Source organism: Billgrantia tianxiuensis (assembly GCF_009834345.1).
Lineage (GTDB): Bacteria > Pseudomonadota > Gammaproteobacteria > Pseudomonadales > Halomonadaceae > Halomonas > Halomonas tianxiuensis.
This window is the reverse complement of record NZ_CP035042.1, coordinates 1,634,533-1,652,144: the sequence shown is the minus strand read 5'-3', so window position 1 is coordinate 1,652,144 and position 17,612 is coordinate 1,634,533. Positions and strand designations below refer to the sequence as shown.

Below are 17,612 nucleotides of genomic sequence, written 5' to 3'. Positions count from 1 at the left end.
CCTCCTACCCCGCCACACGTTCGTGATCATGCTGCAGAATAACCCGCTGCTCGCCCAGCTCAAGCAACAGATTCGTGAGACCACGCCCCGTGCCGAAGGCGTGATCAAGGCCACCGACAAGGGCTTTGGTTTTCTCGAAACCGATGATGGTCAGTCCTATTTCGTTCCGCCCCCCGCCATGAAGCAGGTGCTGCACGGCGACCGCGTCCAGGCCGTCATTTACGAGAATGGCGACAAGACCTCCGTCGAGCCCGACACTCTCCTCGAAGCGGGTCTCGATCGCTTCATTGCCCGAGTACAGAAGCGCGAGGGGCGCCTGGCAGTAGTGCCCGATCACCCGTCGATCAACAATGCGCTCAAGGCGCGAATCAAGAACAGCCTGGACGAAGCGAGCATCGGCGATGGCGATTGGGTCGTGGCCAGGCTGGTGCGCCACCCGCTCAAGCCCGACGACCGCGCCTTCTTCACCCAGATCGACGAACTGGTGGCCAAGGCCAACGATCCCGCCGTGCCGTGGCGGGTCACCCTGGCCCGCCATGCCCTCGAGCAGGAGTGCCCGGACGCCGGCGACGACTGGCCGCTGCGCGACGAGGGGCTCGAGCGCGAGGATCTCACCGCCGAGCCTTTCTTCACCATCGACAGCGAGAAGACCCGCGACATGGACGATGCCCTGCGCATCGCACCTCGCGAAGGCGGCGGCTGGCGCCTGACAGTGGCCATCGCCGATCCTACCGCCTATGTCGAGGAGGGGCATGCCGCCGACCTGGAGGCACGTACCCGTGCCTTCACCGTCTACCTGCCGGGGCAGAACGTGACCATGCTGCCCGAGCGACTCGCCGACGACCTTTGCTCGCTACGCGAGGGCGAAGAACGCCCGGTACTGGCCTGCACCCTGGAGGTGGAGGCCGACGGCAGCCTGGGCGACTATCGCTTCTTCGCTGCCCGAGTACGCTCCCAGGCCAAGCTGGTCTACGACCGGGTCTCGGACTGGCTGGAGGGCCAGGGCGAATGGACGCCTGATGCAGAAATCGCCGGGCAGCTACGCGCCCTGCGCGAGATGACCGAGGCACGCGCCGCCTGGCGCGCCGAGCATGCGCTGGTGTTCAAGGATCGTCCCGATTACGTGTTCGATCTCGACCCGGCGGGCAACGTACTCGACATCCGCGTCGAGGAGCGGCGCATCGCCAACCGCATGATCGAAGAGTCGATGATCGCGGCCAACGCCTGCTGCGCCCACTATCTTGCCGAGCATGTCGGCCACGGCATCTTCAACGTGCACCGCGCCTTCGATCCCGAAAAGGCCCAGGCCGCCCACGAGTTCCTTACCGCTCAGGAGATCGAGGTCGAGCTGGAGGCGCTTTCGGAACTGCCGCGCTACAAGGAACTCAAGCGAGCCCTCGAGAGCCGCGACGATGCTTGGCTCGACGCCCGCCTGCGCCGCTTCCAGGGCTTCACCAGCATGTCGGCCCGGCCCGGCCCGCACTTCGGCCTGGGCCTGGCCGCCTACGCCACCTGGACCTCGCCGATCCGCAAGTACGGCGACATGGTCAACCATCGCCTGGTCAAGCGTGTGCTCAAGGGTGAACAGGCTCCGGCGGAGGCGACCCAGGCACTGACCGAGCAGCTCACCGAGCGGCGCCGGCTCAACCGCCTGGCCGAACGCGACGTCAAGGATTGGCTCTACGTACGCTACCTGACGCCGGCGGCCAAGGAGCAGCAGGCCTTCGAAGCGGAGATCTTCGGTATCAGCCGCGGCGGCCTGCGTGTGCGCCTCATTGCCAACGGCGCCACGGCCTTCGTGCCGGCTCCGCTGCTGCACAGCGACCGCGACAAGGTAGTCGTCGACGACAAGGAGGGACGCGTCCAGGTCGAAGGCGAGGAACGCTACAAGTTGGGCGACGTGATTCGCGTCGAGCTGATAGAGGCACGCGAGGAGACCCGCTCGCTGGTGGCGCGCCCGGCATCCTAGAGCGAATGCCAGTCGCTGCGTGACTACGATGCCCGGCCAACAGAGCCGGGCATTCTTTTATCTTTCCCGCACTCTCGCTTTGCGCCCGGGCTTGTGGCATTTTTGGTTGAAAAGAAGCATACACCGAGTATGCCCCTTCTCAGACTCGCCGCACCAGGGAATTACTACACACCATGGCCGCTCGATGGGGGCTGCGTGGCAAGTCGGTTGCGACTCTGCTGCTCGCCTGTCTTCTCGCTCTGATTCCCGCGCTCCTGCTGGGCTGGAAGGCGATCGACGACGTTCGCCGTCACTTCGCCAACGCCTATGCGGAGAACTATACCCTGCTGCATATGCAGCGCATTCTCGCTCCGGTATCTCGCGAGCTGGCCCTGGCCCAGCGCTTCGCGAATTCACTGGCAGTGCGCCAGTGGCTGAGCAATGAGGGCGATACGCAACTGCAGGCACGTTTCCTCGCAGAGGCCGAGGACTTTCGCCAGGACTTTGCCGACCGTTCCTACTTCGTGATTGCCGATGCCAGCGGCAATTACTATTACGCCACTGCCGACGACCCCGAGGCGCAGTCGCCCCGCTACCGCCTGGACGCCTCCCAGCCCAACGACGGTTGGTACTACCAGATACGCCAGATCGACGAGCCCTATAATCTCAACGTCAACTTCGACCATGAACTCGACGTGACCAAGGTCTGGCTCAACGTGCTGGTACGGGACGGCGATACCCTGCTGGGCCTGGCCGGCACCGGCTTCGAGCTGGGCGCCTTCCTCGATGCGTTCATCCGCGACGAGGCCCCCGGTCTCACACCGATGATCGTCGATCGACACGGCGCACTGCAGGCACACCCTTCCCTCGAGCAGATCGCACTCGGCTCCGGCGCGGGCGGGACCGACGGTACGCGCAATATTCACTCCCTACTGGAGAGCGACGACCAGCGTCGCGAGCTGACCCGCGCCATGCAGGCCGCCCACCAGTCGCCGGAAACGATCCAGACGCTGTGGGGCACCTTGGAGGGAAGTAAGGGCCTGATCTCAGTCGGCTACATTCCCGAACTGGATTGGTACCTGGTCACTGCACTGGACATAGGCGTAGCCAAGATCCTCGACCCGAGCTGGCTATGGCCACTGTTGATCGCCGCCGTCCTGATCCTCGCCATCCTTTTCACCGTCATCGCGCTGGCCATCGAGCGGCTTATCCTGGCACCTCTCAGCCGCTTCAAGCAATCGGCCCAGGCCATCGCCGCCGGGCACTACGACTCGCCATTGCCCACCGCCCGCCACGACGAGATCGGAGAGCTGTCCAAGGCCTTCTCGCACATGGCCGATCAGGTCCAGCGCCACACCCAGGAGCTCGAGACCAAGGTGCGCGAGCGCACCCAAGCCCTGGAACAAGCCAATGCCGAGATGGCCGCCACGCAGAAGAAGCTGGGCGATTCGATCGATTACGCCAGTTTCATCCAGCGTGCCATCCTCCCCGACCGCGAGCTCGAGCTTCACCTCGAGCATCATCATGGTGTGCTATGGAAGCCGCGCGACACGGTGGGGGGCGACTTCTACCTGTTCCGGCCGGCCGCGGGGGGCTACCTGTTCGGCGTGGTGGATTGCGCCGGCCACGGCGTTCCCGGTTCGCTCATGACCATGCTGGCCCGGGCCATTCTCGATCATGCGATTCTCAAGGTGGGCTGTCAGGATCCGGCCGCGATCCTCGCCGAGACCGATAGCCAGAGCCGCGAGCTGCTGGGCGCCGAGCAACTGCCCGCTTCGGTCGCCACACACATGGACGCCGGCCTGGCCTGGGTCGATCTCGCCGCCCGGCAAATCACCTTCGCCGGTGCCAAGATCGGCCTTTATGCCAGCGATGGCACGGCCCTGACGCATCTTGCCGGCGACAAGCGACCGTTGGGCCATAAGCGCCAAATCGCGTATCGCAACCAGGACGTCGCACTCCACCCAGGCTGGACCTACTCGCTGTGTACCGACGGTTTTCTCGATCAGGCCGGAGGCAGCGAAGGCTTCGGTTTCGGCAACTCACGCTTCGAGGTATTGCTCAAGGAGCACGCCCAGCGCTCCCTGCCGCAACAGATGGAGGCTTTCGAACAGGCCCTACGCGACTATCAGGGTGACCTACCGCAGCGCGACGACATCACCCTGTTGAGTTTCCGCTTCACCGAGCAGGACCACCCGCCCGGCAGCGACTCGACCACCCCGCTCCCTGCCATGGCAGGCGACACATCACAGGAGAAAGTGTGATGAACCTGTTGAGCATGCGCGAAAGCTATCTCGAGCAGCGCATCATGTTGTGCTTCAATGGTCCGATCTCACGTAGCCTGATCGAGGAGATCGGCAACGCCTTGCGCAACTATCTGAACTCCCAGCAGGCCACGCCGTCGGACGCCATGGACGTCTTCGCCGCTTACATCGAGATGACCCAGAATATCCGGCACTATGCCATGCGTCTTGGCTACGACGAGAAGGCCGCTTCAGCCACGGTGGCGGTAGCCAAGGATGCCCAGGGCCGCTACATGGTTTCCGCCGGCAACCTGGTGGAATACACCGACGGCGAAGCGCTGCTCCGCACCATCGAGGCACTTGCCAAGCTCGACAAGCAGGAACTGAAGCAGGCCTACAAGAAACAGCTGCGCATGCCCCGTGGCAACGCAAGCTCCGGCGCCGGCCTGGGACTCCTGGACATCGCACGCAAGTCGAGCGAGCCGATGCGGGCCTCGCTCGAGCCACTGCCCGACGGCAGAGGCTTCTTCAGCCTTACCGCCGTGATCTGATCAGCCGAGTGTTTGTAATGACCAACGACCTCAATATCCCTGGCAGCCAGTCCACGCCCACCATCATCAGCGACTGGCAGGCCGGCCTACTCTCCATGCAAGGTGACTCCTACCCGGAGAACTCATTCGAACTGTTCGATCAGGTGATCGACTGGGTCAAGCGTTTTCTCGGCGACGAGTCACGCCCGCTGACACTCGAGCTGGCGCTGGTTTACCTCAATACCAGCTCGGTCAAGGCCATGATGGATATCTTCGATCTGCTGGAGGAGGCACACCAGGAAGGACGCGTCATCCAAGTCACCTGGCACTACGACCCACGCAACGAACGCATCGCCGAACTTGCGGAGGAGTTCCGCGAGGACTGCACCTTCCCGTTCGCCATTACCCCTACCCAGGCCCCGGAATGACACGCGAGGAAACCGAGCTGATGGCGCAGGTCGAAGCGCTGCTGAGTGATCCCGCGCATGCCGATAGCCCACTGCGCCCGGCACTGGCGCGCCTGCATGCGTTTCATCGCGCCGAAAAGCAGCGCCTGGAGCGCCTGGTGACGATTGCCGATGGTTATCAGCGTTACGTGCGCGAGGACGAACGCAAGGCTCAGCGCCGCTATCAGAAATCGCTGCGCCGACAGGAGAAGCTTTCGCGCATTTCCGACGGCTACCAGCAACTCATGCACGAGCGCAACAGCGCCCTGCGAGAGGCCTCGACCCACGATCCTCTTACCGGCTTGCCCAACCGGCGCCTGATCGACGAACGGCTGCCCAAGCTCGACGAACGCAAGCAGTACACCCTGGTGATGCTCGATATCGATCACTTCAAGCAGATCAACGATCGGCACGGGCACGAAGCCGGCGACAAGGTCCTGGTGGCCATCGCCCAGACCATCCGCCAGGAGCTGCGCGATTACGACCTGTGCGCACGCTGGGGCGGCGAAGAGTTCCTGCTGCTGCTGGCCGACACCGGCCTCTCCGAGGCCCGCATCATTGTCGATCGACTGCGCCTGCGGCTGGCCGAGCTGTCGATCCTGGTGGGTGACAGCCGGCTCTCGATCACCGCCAGCGCCGGGCTGAGCGAGTACCGCGATGGCGAGGACCTGCTCAACCACACGCTGCAACGCGCCGACCAGGCTCTGCTGCAGGCCAAGCGCAGTGGGCGCGATCGCAGCTGCATCATCATGTGAGCGGCTCACTGCCGCAGCATCTCCTGCAAAGCCTCTTTGGCTACTCCTGGCGACGCCGCTTCTCCGCCGTCCAGTCGATGGCTGGCCCCGTGAGTCCGTGCCCGCCGGCATAGGGAGATGGCTGGGGCGATTGCCAGCCCGCCAGCCATTCGGGATCGACACGGAAAACCTCCACTCCGATGGGATGACAAGTCAGCAGCGGGTCACCGGCGTTCGGCCCCCACAGTTCCTGTGACAGGTCCCCCCCGGGCAGCACGACAGCGCGCACAGCAGGTCGATCTCGGCAAACAGCTCCAGGTAGTCGCCCTCCCGGGCCGGACATGCCTTCATGAAGTACTGATCGTCATCGTTGAGCCCGGTGCACTGAAACACGTTGAGCACGTCGTGCACGTCGAACTCGGTGAGGCCATGCGGCAGCACGGCGCGCACCAGGTTGGAGTGGCAGTGATGATCGAAGTCCTCACCGGTGAGCAGGCGGTTGACGTAGGGGTCGCAGCGGGTTCCCAGCAGATCGTGTATACGTCCGCCCTGCTCGTCCATGCCGCTGCCATCGACGCCATAGTTGGCCAGGGTATCGTCGATGATCGTCGCCATGGGGCGCAGGTAAGGTAGTGTCGACCATAGGCGGTCGAAGGTGGAGACATGGGCACGCTGCAGTTGGCGCGTACGCGAGGCCCAGAAACGCTCGCGCGGATTGTGCAGGTTCCACAGGTTGAGGTCGCCGACCTGGGGGCCCTCGAGGGTCGAGAGGCGCACCACGTGCCCCGCCGGCACCCGCCAGGCCCTACCCTCGCGGATCGGCACCACCAGCGAGTCGATCCGCTCCCGCGCCACCGGGTCGGTCAGCCGCGCATAGAAATCGCGGTCGATGTCGAGCATCGACCCTCGAGTCGCCTGGTAGGCGGCAGGTACCTTGGCCATCATCGTTCCTCCGAGCCCATTCGCCACCAGCGTAGCCGATGCAGGTAAGCTCAGCCGCCTGGTTGCGTCAACGCTTTCCCGGCTAGTCGCGCATGGCGCGGGCCAGCACGTCGGTGAGCGGCTTGCTCAGATAGCTGGCAAAGGTACGCTCACCGGTCTTGATCATGACTTCGGCCGGCATGCCTGCCACCAGCCGCATTTCCTCCGGCAGAGGGGTGGTGTCGTCGACGGCGATGCGAGCCCGGTAGTATTCGCTGCCGGTGGTTTCGTCCGCCAGGCTGTCGGCCGAGAGGTGCACGAGCTCTCCCTCCACGGTGTGGGTCAGGCGCTGGTTGAAGGCGCTGAAGCGGATACGGGCTGCTTGGCCGGGATAGAGGCTGTCGATCTCGTTGACCGGCACTCGTGCCTCGATCACGTAACCCTCGTCGGCCGGCACGATGTCCACCACGCGTTCGCCGGCAGCCACCACCGCCCCGCTGGAGCGCAGCTGAAGATCGACCACAGTACCCGCCACCGGGGCTCGAATCAGCGTACGTCGTACCTGGTCCTCGAGGGCCGTGATGCGTTCCTCGGCATTGGCAACCTGCGCCTGGGACTCCCGCAGCTCTTCGCCGGCCTGCTGATGAAACTCCTGGCGCAATACCTGTCGCTGCAGCCGGTTCTCGCTGATCTGCGCCTCGATACGCGAGATGTTGGCTTCCTGCTGGGCGGTTTCGCCTTCCAGTTCAAGCATGTCGCGCTCCAGCTCACGCAGGCGCTGCCGATCGCCGTGGCCACGCTCGAACAGGCTGCGCAGGTCCTCCGCCTCTTCCCGCAATGAGGCAATCCGCTGACGGTTGACCTCGACCAGCGCTTCCAGCCCCTCGCGCTGTTCACGGTACTGGCGGGCCTGCTGCTCCAAGGTGTCCAGGGTGCCATCGAGAGCCTGCCTTCTGGCGAAGAACAATCCCCGTTGAACGGCGATCACCTCCTCGACCCGCCGCGATTCGTTCTCGTGCAGCTCGGGAGGGAACTCCAGCGTCTCGGACTCGGCAAGCTCGGCCGAGAGCCTCACTTCGCTGGCACGGTTGAGCAGGTACTGGTTTCGCGCCAACTGAAGCTGGGAGCGGGCATGCGTATCGTCGAGGACGAGCAGCACCTCGCCCTGCTCGACCCGGTCGCCATCGGCCACCCGGATCTCGCTCACGATGCCGCCCTCATAGTGCTGCACCGAACGCGTGAACGATGCCACGGCCACCTTGCCCGGCGCCACGACGGCTACGGCCAGGTTGGCTGCCAGCGCCCAGCCACCGAAACCGCCGAAAGCCACTAGCAGGATCAACACCCCAAGCCGTCGACTGCCACGCCAGTCGACGGGCGGTGCCGATGGCTCGCCTGTCGACTGGCTTTCGCCATCGCGTGTCGCCATCAGGTCTGCCCTCCCCGTTGTCGTGCCTGCACGGCGCGCTGTACCGCCCCCTGTCTTGCGCTCGGAGCGCTCGCGGCTGTGCGCCGTTTTCCGGCCCCAAGACGGGATAGCACCTCGTCACGCGGCCCTCGCAGCCGTATGCATCCCTCGTCGATGAGCAGCAGCGTATCGATGCCGTCGAGTACGCTGCGTCGATGACTGATCACGAACAGCGTGGTACCCGCTTCCTTGAGCTGGCGCATGGCGGCCCCCAGCGCTCGTTCGCCGGCGTCGTCGAGGTTGGCATTGGGCTCGTCGAGCACGACCAGCGCCGGCTCCCCGTACAGCGCCCGGGCCAAGGCCACGCGCTGGCGCTGCCCCCGTGACAGGATGCCGCTGGCGCTATCGATCCAGGTGCCATAACCCTCGGGCAGACGCAGGATCATCTCGTGAACTCCCGCCTTGTGCGCCGCCTCGACTACCCGTTTGTCATCGACGTCGCCGAAGCGGGCGATGTTCTCGCTCACCGTGCCTTCGAATAGCTCGATATCCTGGGGCAGATAGCCAAGACAGGGGCCAAGCTCATCGTCGTTCCATTGGTCGAGGCTGGCGCCATCCAGACGCACCGTGCCCTGACGCGGCAACTGAGCCCCCACCAGCAGCCGCGCCAGGGTACTCTTGCCCGCGCCGCTGGGCCCAATGATCCCGACATGCTCTCCGGGAGCGACCCGCAGGTCGATATCCTGCAGCACGGGCTTCTCTATGCCGGGAGGCACCATGGTGACCGACTCCAGCGAGACCTCCCCACACGGTGCGGGCAGCGACAATCGCTGTCGCTCGACGGGCATCTCTTGCCCAAGCGCCGTCAGTCGTCGATAGGCATCTCGCGCACTCACGAAACCTCGCCAGCCGCCAATCATGCCGTCGATAGGCGCCAGCGTGCGGGCCAGGATGATCGAGGCCGCGATCATGACTCCGGGGGTGATTCGTCCCTCCAGCACCAGCAGCGCCCCTAGGCCGAGGATCAGCGATTGCGACGCCAGGCGCAGGGTCCGGGCAAACTGGGTCAGCGCGTTGGTACGGTCGCTGGCCCGTGACTGCTTGACCAGGGAGGCCTGGTGGCGGGTCAGCCAGCGTCGTTCTAGCGCGGGTATCATGCCCAGCGTCTGGGCAACCTCGGCGTTGCGCAGATTAGCCTCGATCCGCGCTCGCGCCTGTCGATGCTCATCGCTGGCCTCGGTAAGCAGCCAGCGAGTCGACTTCTCGTTGATCAGCGTCAGCGCGAGCAGCGCCAGCCCTGCCAGGCTGGCGAAAGCACCAAGCCAGGGATCGAAGAGAAACAGCAGGGCCAGGTAGAGCGGCACCCAAGGTGCATCGAAGAAGGCAAAGAGGCCGTGGCCAGAAAGGAATTGCCGGAGGCTGCGCAGGTCCTCCAGCGGCTGCACCGAGGCGGGCCGTCCACGCCGGAGGTGCAGAGCGAACAGGGTGCGGTGCAAGCGCGCCCCGAGACGGGCATCGAGACCGTTGCCAACACGCACCAGGAGACGCGAGCGTATCACGTCGAGCAGTCCCATCACGGCCATCAGGAAGAGGGCAACCAGCGTCAGCACCAGCAGTGTCTCGCGACTGCCGGTGGTGATGACCCGGTCGTAGACCTGAAGCATGTAGAACGCAGGCACCAGCATCAGAGCATTGACGAACAAGCTGAAACCGAGCACCCACAGCAGCGGCGACCAACAGGAGCGTAACGCTTGGGCAATGTCGTCGGCGGTTCCGGAGCGCATGCCTGGGATCCCATTTTGCTGGAGCGACATGGCCTGCGCACTTCGAACATACGCAGCCAAGAAAAGCAGTGGCGCAGCAGGCTAACAGAAACACAGCGGCACCTAGATTACTGAATGAACCGTTTCGTAATGATGCGTTTTATTGTGTTTCCCGATGACACCTCCCCTGCATTGTGAATTAAAGAGCCGCCTCGCTTTCCACCGCCCTTTCACCCCGGCAACTCTGTTAAATTAGGTGTTACAAAATTTCCATTTCGCCGGTTTTTTCTTCAGACGGCTCTTTCACTCACTATTTTTCCTTCCTCCCAGCGGTTAGCATTTTCGCCGCCCGTCGCATCGCGAATCTCGAAATAGAAGCGCATGAGGAGAGACGCCATGTCCGTGTTGAAGGCAGATACCTCGACTACGGCTCAAGCTCTGCAGACCCTGATCGACGAGGCGCCGAGTGGCGCCACTATCGAACTCTCGGCGGGGGAGTATCGACTCGACCAGCCACTCACCATCAACCGCTCGGACCTCAGCCTGAAAGGTGCGGGGCTGGAGGACACCCACCTGACGTTCACCCGCGAGGCTCTCGGACAGGGGCACGCCATCAAACTGGACGGTACGGCCGACAGCCTGGATCTCGGTACGCTCGGCGCTTCGGCCAGCCAGGGAGACATGAGCATCTCTATCGATGCCGAGCTGGACGTCGGCGATACTCTACGTATCTGGCAGGACAACGACAGCGCCTTCCTCGACGAGATCGGCGACAGCGCCTGGCGCAAGCAACAGCATGCCGAACTGCGCACCAGCATGGCCAAGGTTACGGCGGTGGAGGAAGGTCGAGTCAGCCTGGATCGCGGCCTTCATTTCGACTTCGAGGCAGGCAAGACTCAAGTGGAAAGAATCGACAGTGTCGATAATGTCTCGCTGTCGGATTTTACCGTCGACTTCACGCTAGGTAGTCCGAACCGAGCATCCTTCACCAATGAAAAGGCGGAGCTGAGCGGCTTTCATGCCTTGAGTCTCGACGGTACCACTGACGCCTCCCTCAGCGACATTCAGGTCGTCGACGGGCCATCTACCGCCTTTCATTTCTCCCGCTCACTGGACGCCAACGTCGCCGACATCAGTGCCGAAGGAGCCTTCAACAAAGGCAGTGGCGGCAACGGTTATGCCTACGAATTACGCGAAAGCTACGATGGCGAGTTCACGGGACTGGAAGATAGTGGCATGCGCCATGGCCTGCTGTTCGCCTCCTGGCGCTCTTCCGTCGGCAACGATATCGAAGTCGCCCGTACCGACCGCGACATCAATTTCCACGGCGGACGCGACCACGGCAATCAGGTGCGGGTCGAGCGCTCGGTTCGTGACGCACAGAGCGACGAACTCTCCCCAGTGTTGTGGACCAACGAGGGAGGCCATGGCTTCGGCGCGCCTACGGATGCCGACGCCAACGAGGTCCGCTTCGATTACGTCGTCGGTTCCCGACGCGACGACGCGATTCGCGGCAGCGACGATGGCGTCTACCTCAATGGCGGCCTGGGGCACGATACCCTTATCGGCGGAGCCGGCAACGACATCCTGCAAAGCGGGCCCGGCGACGACTGGTACGATGGCCAGGACCTGCTGATCGGCGGCGGCGGTACCGATACCGCGCTCTATACGCGCGATTTCGCCGACTATCGCATCGACTTCATGAACGACGAGGTCAGGGTTCGCGATGACAAGGGCACCGACGACACTCTGGTCGATATGCAGTACGCCGTCTTTGGCGACGGCACTACGCTGCATGTTGCTTCACGCAGCCTGTTCGAGGCCGAGCCGATGCCGACACCGGGCGAGCAGGACGTACTCGCCAGCGACGGACTGCTCCCTCCACTGATCGACGATACGGCCGATCTGGTCGTGACCGGCAACATGACCAGCGAATGGGACGACGGTTATACGGCCGAAGTCTTCGTCGAGAACGTGACGAACGAGACGCTGGCTCTGCCCGACCTCCGCTTCGAACTGGAGGACGAGCTGGATACGCTGTGGAACGGCGAGTTCAGCCGTGATGACGATGCCTACCGTATCGGCGACTCACGCGAGCTGGCACCGGGCGAAGCCTGGCGCTTCGCCTACCGAGCCTACGGTGAAGAGAAGCACCTGCCCGCAGCCATCGAGGCGGACGAGCTGGACGTCCAATTGCTCGGCCTGGAGGCCCCCTCCTTCGATGAGGCCCTGGCCTGAGTCCTAACCAACGACCCAGGACATGGAGGGCCCAGGCGAGAGTGCAAGCCAGGAGCGAGCAAACAGAGAGGGCGCCTCGTTGAGGCGCCCTCTTGTCGTTACCTGCCGGAAGCGGTGCTTACCAGCCGGTCACGTCCTTCAGTGCATCGCCGATCTCGGCCAGGGAGCGAACGGTACGCACGCCGGCATCTTCCAGCGCGGCGAACTTCTCGTCAGCGGTGCCCTTGCCACCGGAGATGATCGCACCGGCATGGCCCATGCGCTTACCCGGAGGGGCGGTGACACCGGCGATGTAGGACACCACCGGCTTGGTCACGTTGGCCTTGATGTAGGCCGCTGCCTCTTCCTCGGCGGTACCGCCGATCTCGCCGATCATGACGATCGCCTCGGTGGCCGGGTCCTTCTCGAACATCTCGAGGATGTCGATGAAGTTGGAACCCGGGATCGGGTCGCCGCCGATGCCCACGCAGGTGGACTGGCCGAAGCCGTGGTCGGTGGTCTGCTTGACCGCTTCGTAGGTCAGGGTGCCGGAGCGCGACACGATGCCGACACGGCCCGGCTTGTGGATATGACCCGGCATGATGCCGATCTTGCACTCGCCCGGAGTAATCACTCCGGGGCAGTTCGGGCCGATCAGGCGTACGCCCAGCTCGTCGCACTTGACCTTGACGTCGAGCATGTCGAGCGTGGGGATGCCCTCGGTGATGCACACGATCAGCTTGATACCGGCATTGGCGGCCTCGAGGATCGAGTCCTTGCAGAACGGGGCCGGCACGTAGATGACGCTGGCCTCGGCGCCGGTTTCACGCACGGCGTCCTTGACGGTGTTGAACACCGGCAGGCCCAGGTGCACCTGGCCGCCCTTGCCCGGGGTGACGCCGCCGACCATCTGGGTGCCGTAGGCGATCGCCTGCTCGGAGTGGAAGGTCCCCTGCCCGCCGGTGAAGCCCTGGCAGATGACCTTGGTGTTCTTGTCGATCAGGATGCTCATTACTTGCCCTCCGCTGCCTTGACGACCTGCTGAGCCGCATCGGTGAGGCTCGTGGCAGCGATGATGTTCAGACCGCTGGAAGCCAGCTTCTCGGCACCCAGCTCGGCGTTGTTACCCTCGAGACGCACCACCACCGGCACGTTGACGCCAACCTGCTCGACGGCACCGATGATGCCTTCGGCGATCATGTCGCAACGCACGATACCGCCGAAGATGTTGACCAGCACCGCCTTGACGTTGGTGTCGGAGAGGATCAGCTTGAACGCCTCGGCCACGCGCTCCTTGGTGGCGCCACCGCCGACGTCAAGGAAGTTGGCCGGCTTGCCACCGTTGAGGTTGACGATGTCCATGGTGCCCATCGCCAGACCGGCGCCATTGACCATGCAGCCGATGTTGCCATCGAGGGCAACGTAGTTGAGGTCCCATTCGGCGGCTTCGGCTTCGCGCTCGTCTTCCTGGGACGGATCGCGCATCGCCTGCAGGTCCGGGTGGCGATACAGCGCGTTGCTGTCCAGGTTGATCTTGGCGTCGAGGCAGTGCAGGTTGCCTTCGTCGGTGATCACCAGCGGGTTGATCTCGAGCAGCGCCAGGTCCTTCTCGTGGAACAGGCGCGACAGGCCCAGGAAGATCTTGGTGAACTGCTTGACCTGGTCCCCCTTGAGGCCCAGGGCAAAGGCCAGCTCACGCGCCTGGTACGGCTGAGCGCCGACCAGCGGGTCGATCTCGGCCTTGAGGATCTTCTCGGGGGTTTCCTCGGCGACCTTCTCGATCTCGACGCCACCCTCGGTGGAGGCCATGAACACCACGCGACGAGTGGTACGGTCGACCACGGCGCCCAGGTAGAGCTCGCTGGCGATGTCGGTGCAGTTCTCGACCAGGATCTTGGCGACCGGCTGACCGTTGGCATCGGTCTGATAGGTCACCAGATTCTTGCCCAGCCACTGCTCGGCGAAGGCCTTGGCCTCTTCCGGGCTCTTGATCAGCTTGACACCGCCGGCCTTGCCGCGGCCACCGGCGTGAACCTGGGCCTTGACCACCCACATGTCACCGCCGATCTTCTTGCAGGCTTCCGCCGCTTCCTCGGGGGTATCGACCGCAAAGCCCTTGGATACCGGCAGACCATAATCAGCAAACAGCTGCTTGCCTTGATACTCGTGAAGGTTCATCGATTCATGCCATTGGTTGCATGTGACTCGAATGGCAACCGCGAAACACCGCCTGCGACGGTCGATGCCGGGTTACCCCCGTTCGCCCCCGGTACATGGCCGGGCACGACGCGCCATCCCCCTGGATGGCGCTTGTTGTTGCGTTGACGCGAACTGCTTACTTGCGCTTCTTGCGGTTGGCCATGTGGATGGCATGACCGTCCACCGCCAGCGCCGCCTCGTGGATCGCCTCCGAGGTGCTCGGGTGCGCGTAGCAGGTCAGGGCCAGGTCTTCCGCACTGGAGCCGAATTCCATCGCGATCACGCCCTGGGCAATCAGCTCGCCGGCATGCTGGCTGACGATATGCATGCCCAGGATACGATCGGTCTCGGCATCGGCGATGATCTTGGCCATGCCTTCCGGCGCGTTGTTGGCCAGTGCCCGGCCGTTGGCCGAGAACGGGAAGGATCCGGTCTTGACCTCGATGCCCTTGGCCTTGGCGTCCTGCTCGGTCATGCCGACCCAAGCCACTTCCGGCGAGGTGTAGATCACGCTGGGAATGGCGTCGTAGTTCATTTCCGCCTTGTGGCCGGCGATGATGTCGGCCACCATCACGCCCTCTTCGGAGGCCTTGTGGGCCAGCATCGGGCCGCGCACGCAGTCGCCAATGGCGTAGATGCCCGGCACACTGGTACGGCACTGGTCGTCGACATGAATGAAGCCGCGCTCGTCGAGGCCCACGCCCACACCGTCGGCGATCACGCCCTGGGTGTAGGGCTTGCGACCGACGCAGACGATCAGCTTGTCGAAGGTGAGTTCCTGCTCGCCGTCGTTGTCGCTGTACTTGACCGCGACCTCATTGCCCTTGACCTCGGAGCCGGTAACGCGTGCACCGAGCTTGATGTCCAGGCCCTGCTTCTTGAGCAGTTTCTGGGTCTCCTTGGCGATGGCGGTGTCGACCATCGGCAGGAAGGTGTCCATGGCCTCGAGCACGACCACCTCCGAGCCCAGGCGGCTCCACACGCTGCCCAGCTCCAGGCCGATGACGCCGGCACCGATCACACCCAAGCGCTTGGGCACCTCGGTGAACTCCAGCGCGCCAGTGGAAGTGACGACGATGTCCTCGTGCAGCGGGGTCGGCGGAATCTCCACCGGCACCGAGCCTGCGGCGATGACGATGTTGTCGGCTTCATAGGTGGTCTTGCCACCATCGTGGCCGGTCACTTCGACCTGCTTGGTGCCAGTCACCTTGCCGGTGCCGTCGATGGCCGTCACGCCATTGGCCTTGAACAGGGCACTGATACCGCCCACGTTCTTGGCGATAACGGAGTTCTTGAACTCCAGCATCTTGGCCACGTTGGGCTTGGGCGCTTCCAGGTCGATGCCGATCTCGGCGAAGTGATCGCGCGCCTCGACGAACTTGTGGGATGTCTCGAGCAGCGCCTTCGAGGGAATGCAGCCCACGTTCAGGCAGGTGCCGCCGTGAACGGTCTTGCCTTCCTTGTTGACCCATTTCTCGACGCAGGCGGTCTTCAGCCCCAGTTGGGCGGCACGGATGGCGGCCACGTAGCCCCCGGGGCCCGCACCGATGACGATCACATCAAATTTGTCGGCCATTTGCTTCTTCCTGTTGATCGGTTCGCGTTTGAGTCCGTTGATTCGGGCGCCGTCAGATATCCAGCAGCAGGCGCGCCGGATCCTCGAGCAGCTCCTTGATGGTCACCAGGAACTGCACCGCATCCTTGCCGTCGATCATACGGTGGTCGTATGACAGGGCCAGGTACATCATCGGGCGGATCTCGACCTTGCCGTTGACGGCCATCGGGCGCTCCTGGATCTTGTGCATGCCCAGGATGGCGGTCTGCGGCGGATTGAGGATCGGCGTCGACATCAGCGAGCCGAAGATGCCGCCATTGGTGATGGTGAAGGTACCGCCCTGCATCTCCTCGATGCCGAGCTTGCCGTCACGCGCACGCTTGCCGAAGTCGACGATACCCTTCTCGACGTCGGCGATCTTCATGCTGTCGGTATCGCGCAGCACCGGTACCACCAGGCCGCGATCGGTGGATACCGCCACACCGATGTCCTGGTAGCCGTGGTAGACAATGTCGGTGCCGTCGATGGAGGCGTTGACGTCGGGGAAGCGCTTGAGCGCCTCGGAAGCCGCCTTGACGAAGAAGCCCATGAAGCCGAGCTTGACGTCGTGCGCCTTCTGGAAGGTGTCCTTGTACTGCGCACGCAGCTCCATCACCGCGCCCATGTCCACCTCGTTGTAGGTGGTGAGCATGGCAGCGGTCTGCTGAGCCTGGACCAGACGCTTGGCGATGGTCTGGCGCAGGCGGCTCATCGGCACGCGCTTCTCGGGGCGCTCGCCCTCGAAGGCCGGCGCCGCGGCAGCCTGCTTCGGCGCGGCGGCCGGAGCCGCGCTCTTCTTGGCCGTACCGGCCTGCACGGCACGCTGCACGTCCTCCTTGAGGATGCGGCCGCCCTTACCGGTGCCTTCGATCTTGTTGACGTCGAGATCGTGCTCGGCAACCAGCTTGCGCGCCGCCGGAGCCAGGATCTTGTCGCCGATCTTCTCATCGCCGGAACCATCGTCGGCGGATGCTGCCGGGGTTTCGTCTGCGGCCGTCGCGGCACCGCTCGCACCCTCGGTGAAGATCGCCAGCACCGCCTCGGATTCGACCTGGCTACCCTCTTCGGCCTTGATCTCGGCCAGGGCGCCATCGGCCGGAGCCACTACCTCGAGCACTACCTTGTCGGTTTCGATGTCGGCCAGCACCTCGTCGCGCTTGACCGCCTCGCCGACCTTCTTGTGCCAGGTGGCCACGGTGCCTTCCTGGATCGACTCGGGGAAGGTCGGCGCCTTCACCTCGTGGGATTTGCCACCACCAGCCGGCGCGGCCTTGGCTTCGCTTTTCGGCTCAGCCTTGGACTCGGCTTTCTCATTCTTCTTCTCGCCGCCCTTGGCGCCGCCTTCACCGATCTTGCCCAGCACCTGCTCGACTGAACGGTGTCGCCCTCCTCGGCCAGCACCTCGGAGAGGGTGCCGGCTTCCGGCGCCACTACCTCAAGCACCACCTTGTCCGTTTCGATCTCGACGATCAGCTCATCGCGCTCGACGCTATCCCCGGCTTCTTGTGCCAGGCGGCCACGCTGCCTTCGGCAACGGATTCCGGAAAGGTGGGCGCTTTGATCTCGGTAGCCATGTCGTTTCCCTTGTGTGTTCTCTCTCGTCCCGATG

14 protein-coding genes are annotated in these 17,612 nt (G+C 64.0%); 6 read left to right on the top strand and 8 right to left on the bottom strand.

Features of this window, described 5'->3' with window-relative positions; all coding sequences use genetic code 11:
• The first annotated feature begins 28 nt into the window (after nucleotides 1-28).
• The 5 genes from EKK97_RS07695 (at nucleotide 29) to siaD (ending at nucleotide 5,922) form a co-directional block, all read left to right on the top strand.
• Nucleotides 29-1,969 carry an exoribonuclease II gene (locus EKK97_RS07695; RefSeq protein WP_159550861.1) on the top strand — a complete coding sequence of 647 codons (1,941 nt, stop codon included), beginning with the start codon at nucleotides 29-31 and terminating at the stop codon, nucleotides 1,967-1,969.
• A gap of 173 nt (nucleotides 1,970-2,142) precedes the next feature.
• Nucleotides 2,143-4,212 (top strand): biofilm regulation protein phosphatase SiaA, encoded by a 2,070-nt coding sequence (siaA, locus tag EKK97_RS07690; protein WP_159550859.1) that lies wholly within the window; start codon nucleotides 2,143-2,145, stop codon nucleotides 4,210-4,212.
• Complete coding sequence (siaB, locus tag EKK97_RS07685) at nucleotides 4,212-4,742, top strand: biofilm regulation protein kinase SiaB (protein WP_159550857.1); 531 nt, start codon at nucleotides 4,212-4,214, stop codon at nucleotides 4,740-4,742. Before siaA ends, siaB begins: the two co-directional genes overlap by 1 nt.
• 17 nt (nucleotides 4,743-4,759) lie before the next feature.
• Nucleotides 4,760-5,149: a biofilm regulation phosphoprotein SiaC gene (gene siaC / locus EKK97_RS07680; protein WP_159550855.1), complete on the top strand. Its 390-nt coding sequence runs from the start codon at nucleotides 4,760-4,762 to the stop codon at nucleotides 5,147-5,149.
• Nucleotides 5,146-5,922 (top strand): biofilm regulation diguanylate cyclase SiaD, encoded by a 777-nt coding sequence (gene siaD, locus EKK97_RS07675; RefSeq protein WP_159550853.1) that lies wholly within the window; start codon nucleotides 5,146-5,148, stop codon nucleotides 5,920-5,922. Before siaC ends, siaD begins: the two co-directional genes overlap by 4 nt.
• Before the next feature lie 192 nt (nucleotides 5,923-6,114).
• Here siaD and EKK97_RS07670 read toward each other — a convergent pair whose 3' ends face one another.
• The 3 genes from EKK97_RS07670 to EKK97_RS07660 form a co-directional block, all read right to left on the bottom strand.
• On the bottom strand, nucleotides 6,115-6,843 hold the full coding sequence (locus EKK97_RS07670; RefSeq protein ID WP_236551402.1) for an urea carboxylase-associated family protein: 729 nt from the start codon (nucleotides 6,841-6,843) through the stop codon (nucleotides 6,115-6,117).
• Between the two features lie 82 nt (nucleotides 6,844-6,925).
• Complete coding sequence (locus EKK97_RS07665) at nucleotides 6,926-8,251, bottom strand: HlyD family type I secretion periplasmic adaptor subunit (protein WP_159550851.1); 1,326 nt, start codon at nucleotides 8,249-8,251, stop codon at nucleotides 6,926-6,928.
• Nucleotides 8,251-10,014: a type I secretion system permease/ATPase gene (locus tag EKK97_RS07660; protein WP_159550849.1), complete on the bottom strand. Its 1,764-nt coding sequence runs from the start codon at nucleotides 10,012-10,014 to the stop codon at nucleotides 8,251-8,253. The genes EKK97_RS07665 and EKK97_RS07660 overlap by 1 nt, the downstream gene beginning before the upstream one ends.
• Before the next feature lie 375 nt (nucleotides 10,015-10,389).
• Between EKK97_RS07660 and EKK97_RS07655 the strand changes: the two genes are divergently transcribed.
• Nucleotides 10,390-12,231: a calcium-binding protein gene (locus EKK97_RS07655; protein ID WP_159550847.1), complete on the top strand. Its 1,842-nt coding sequence runs from the start codon at nucleotides 10,390-10,392 to the stop codon at nucleotides 12,229-12,231.
• Nucleotides 12,232-12,349: 118 nt separating this feature from the next.
• Here EKK97_RS07655 and sucD read toward each other — a convergent pair whose 3' ends face one another.
• From sucD to EKK97_RS26075, 5 genes are all read right to left on the bottom strand, one after another.
• Complete coding sequence (sucD, locus tag EKK97_RS07650) at nucleotides 12,350-13,222, bottom strand: succinate--CoA ligase subunit alpha (protein ID WP_159550845.1); 873 nt, start codon at nucleotides 13,220-13,222, stop codon at nucleotides 12,350-12,352.
• Nucleotides 13,222-14,388, bottom strand: coding sequence for an ADP-forming succinate--CoA ligase subunit beta (sucC, locus tag EKK97_RS07645; protein WP_159550843.1), 1,167 nt, complete (start codon nucleotides 14,386-14,388; stop codon nucleotides 13,222-13,224). Before sucC ends, sucD begins: the two co-directional genes overlap by 1 nt.
• Before the next feature lie 157 nt (nucleotides 14,389-14,545).
• Nucleotides 14,546-15,985, bottom strand: coding sequence for a dihydrolipoyl dehydrogenase (gene lpdA / locus EKK97_RS07640; protein ID WP_159550841.1), 1,440 nt, complete (start codon nucleotides 15,983-15,985; stop codon nucleotides 14,546-14,548).
• A gap of 52 nt (nucleotides 15,986-16,037) precedes the next feature.
• Nucleotides 16,038-17,240: a 2-oxoglutarate dehydrogenase complex dihydrolipoyllysine-residue succinyltransferase gene (odhB, locus tag EKK97_RS07635; RefSeq protein WP_236551401.1), complete on the bottom strand. Its 1,203-nt coding sequence runs from the start codon at nucleotides 17,238-17,240 to the stop codon at nucleotides 16,038-16,040.
• Complete coding sequence (locus tag EKK97_RS26075; protein WP_236551447.1) at nucleotides 17,237-17,446, bottom strand: hypothetical protein; 210 nt, start codon at nucleotides 17,444-17,446, stop codon at nucleotides 17,237-17,239. The genes odhB and EKK97_RS26075 overlap by 4 nt, the downstream gene beginning before the upstream one ends.
• Nucleotides 17,447-17,612: the final 166 nt, after the last annotated feature.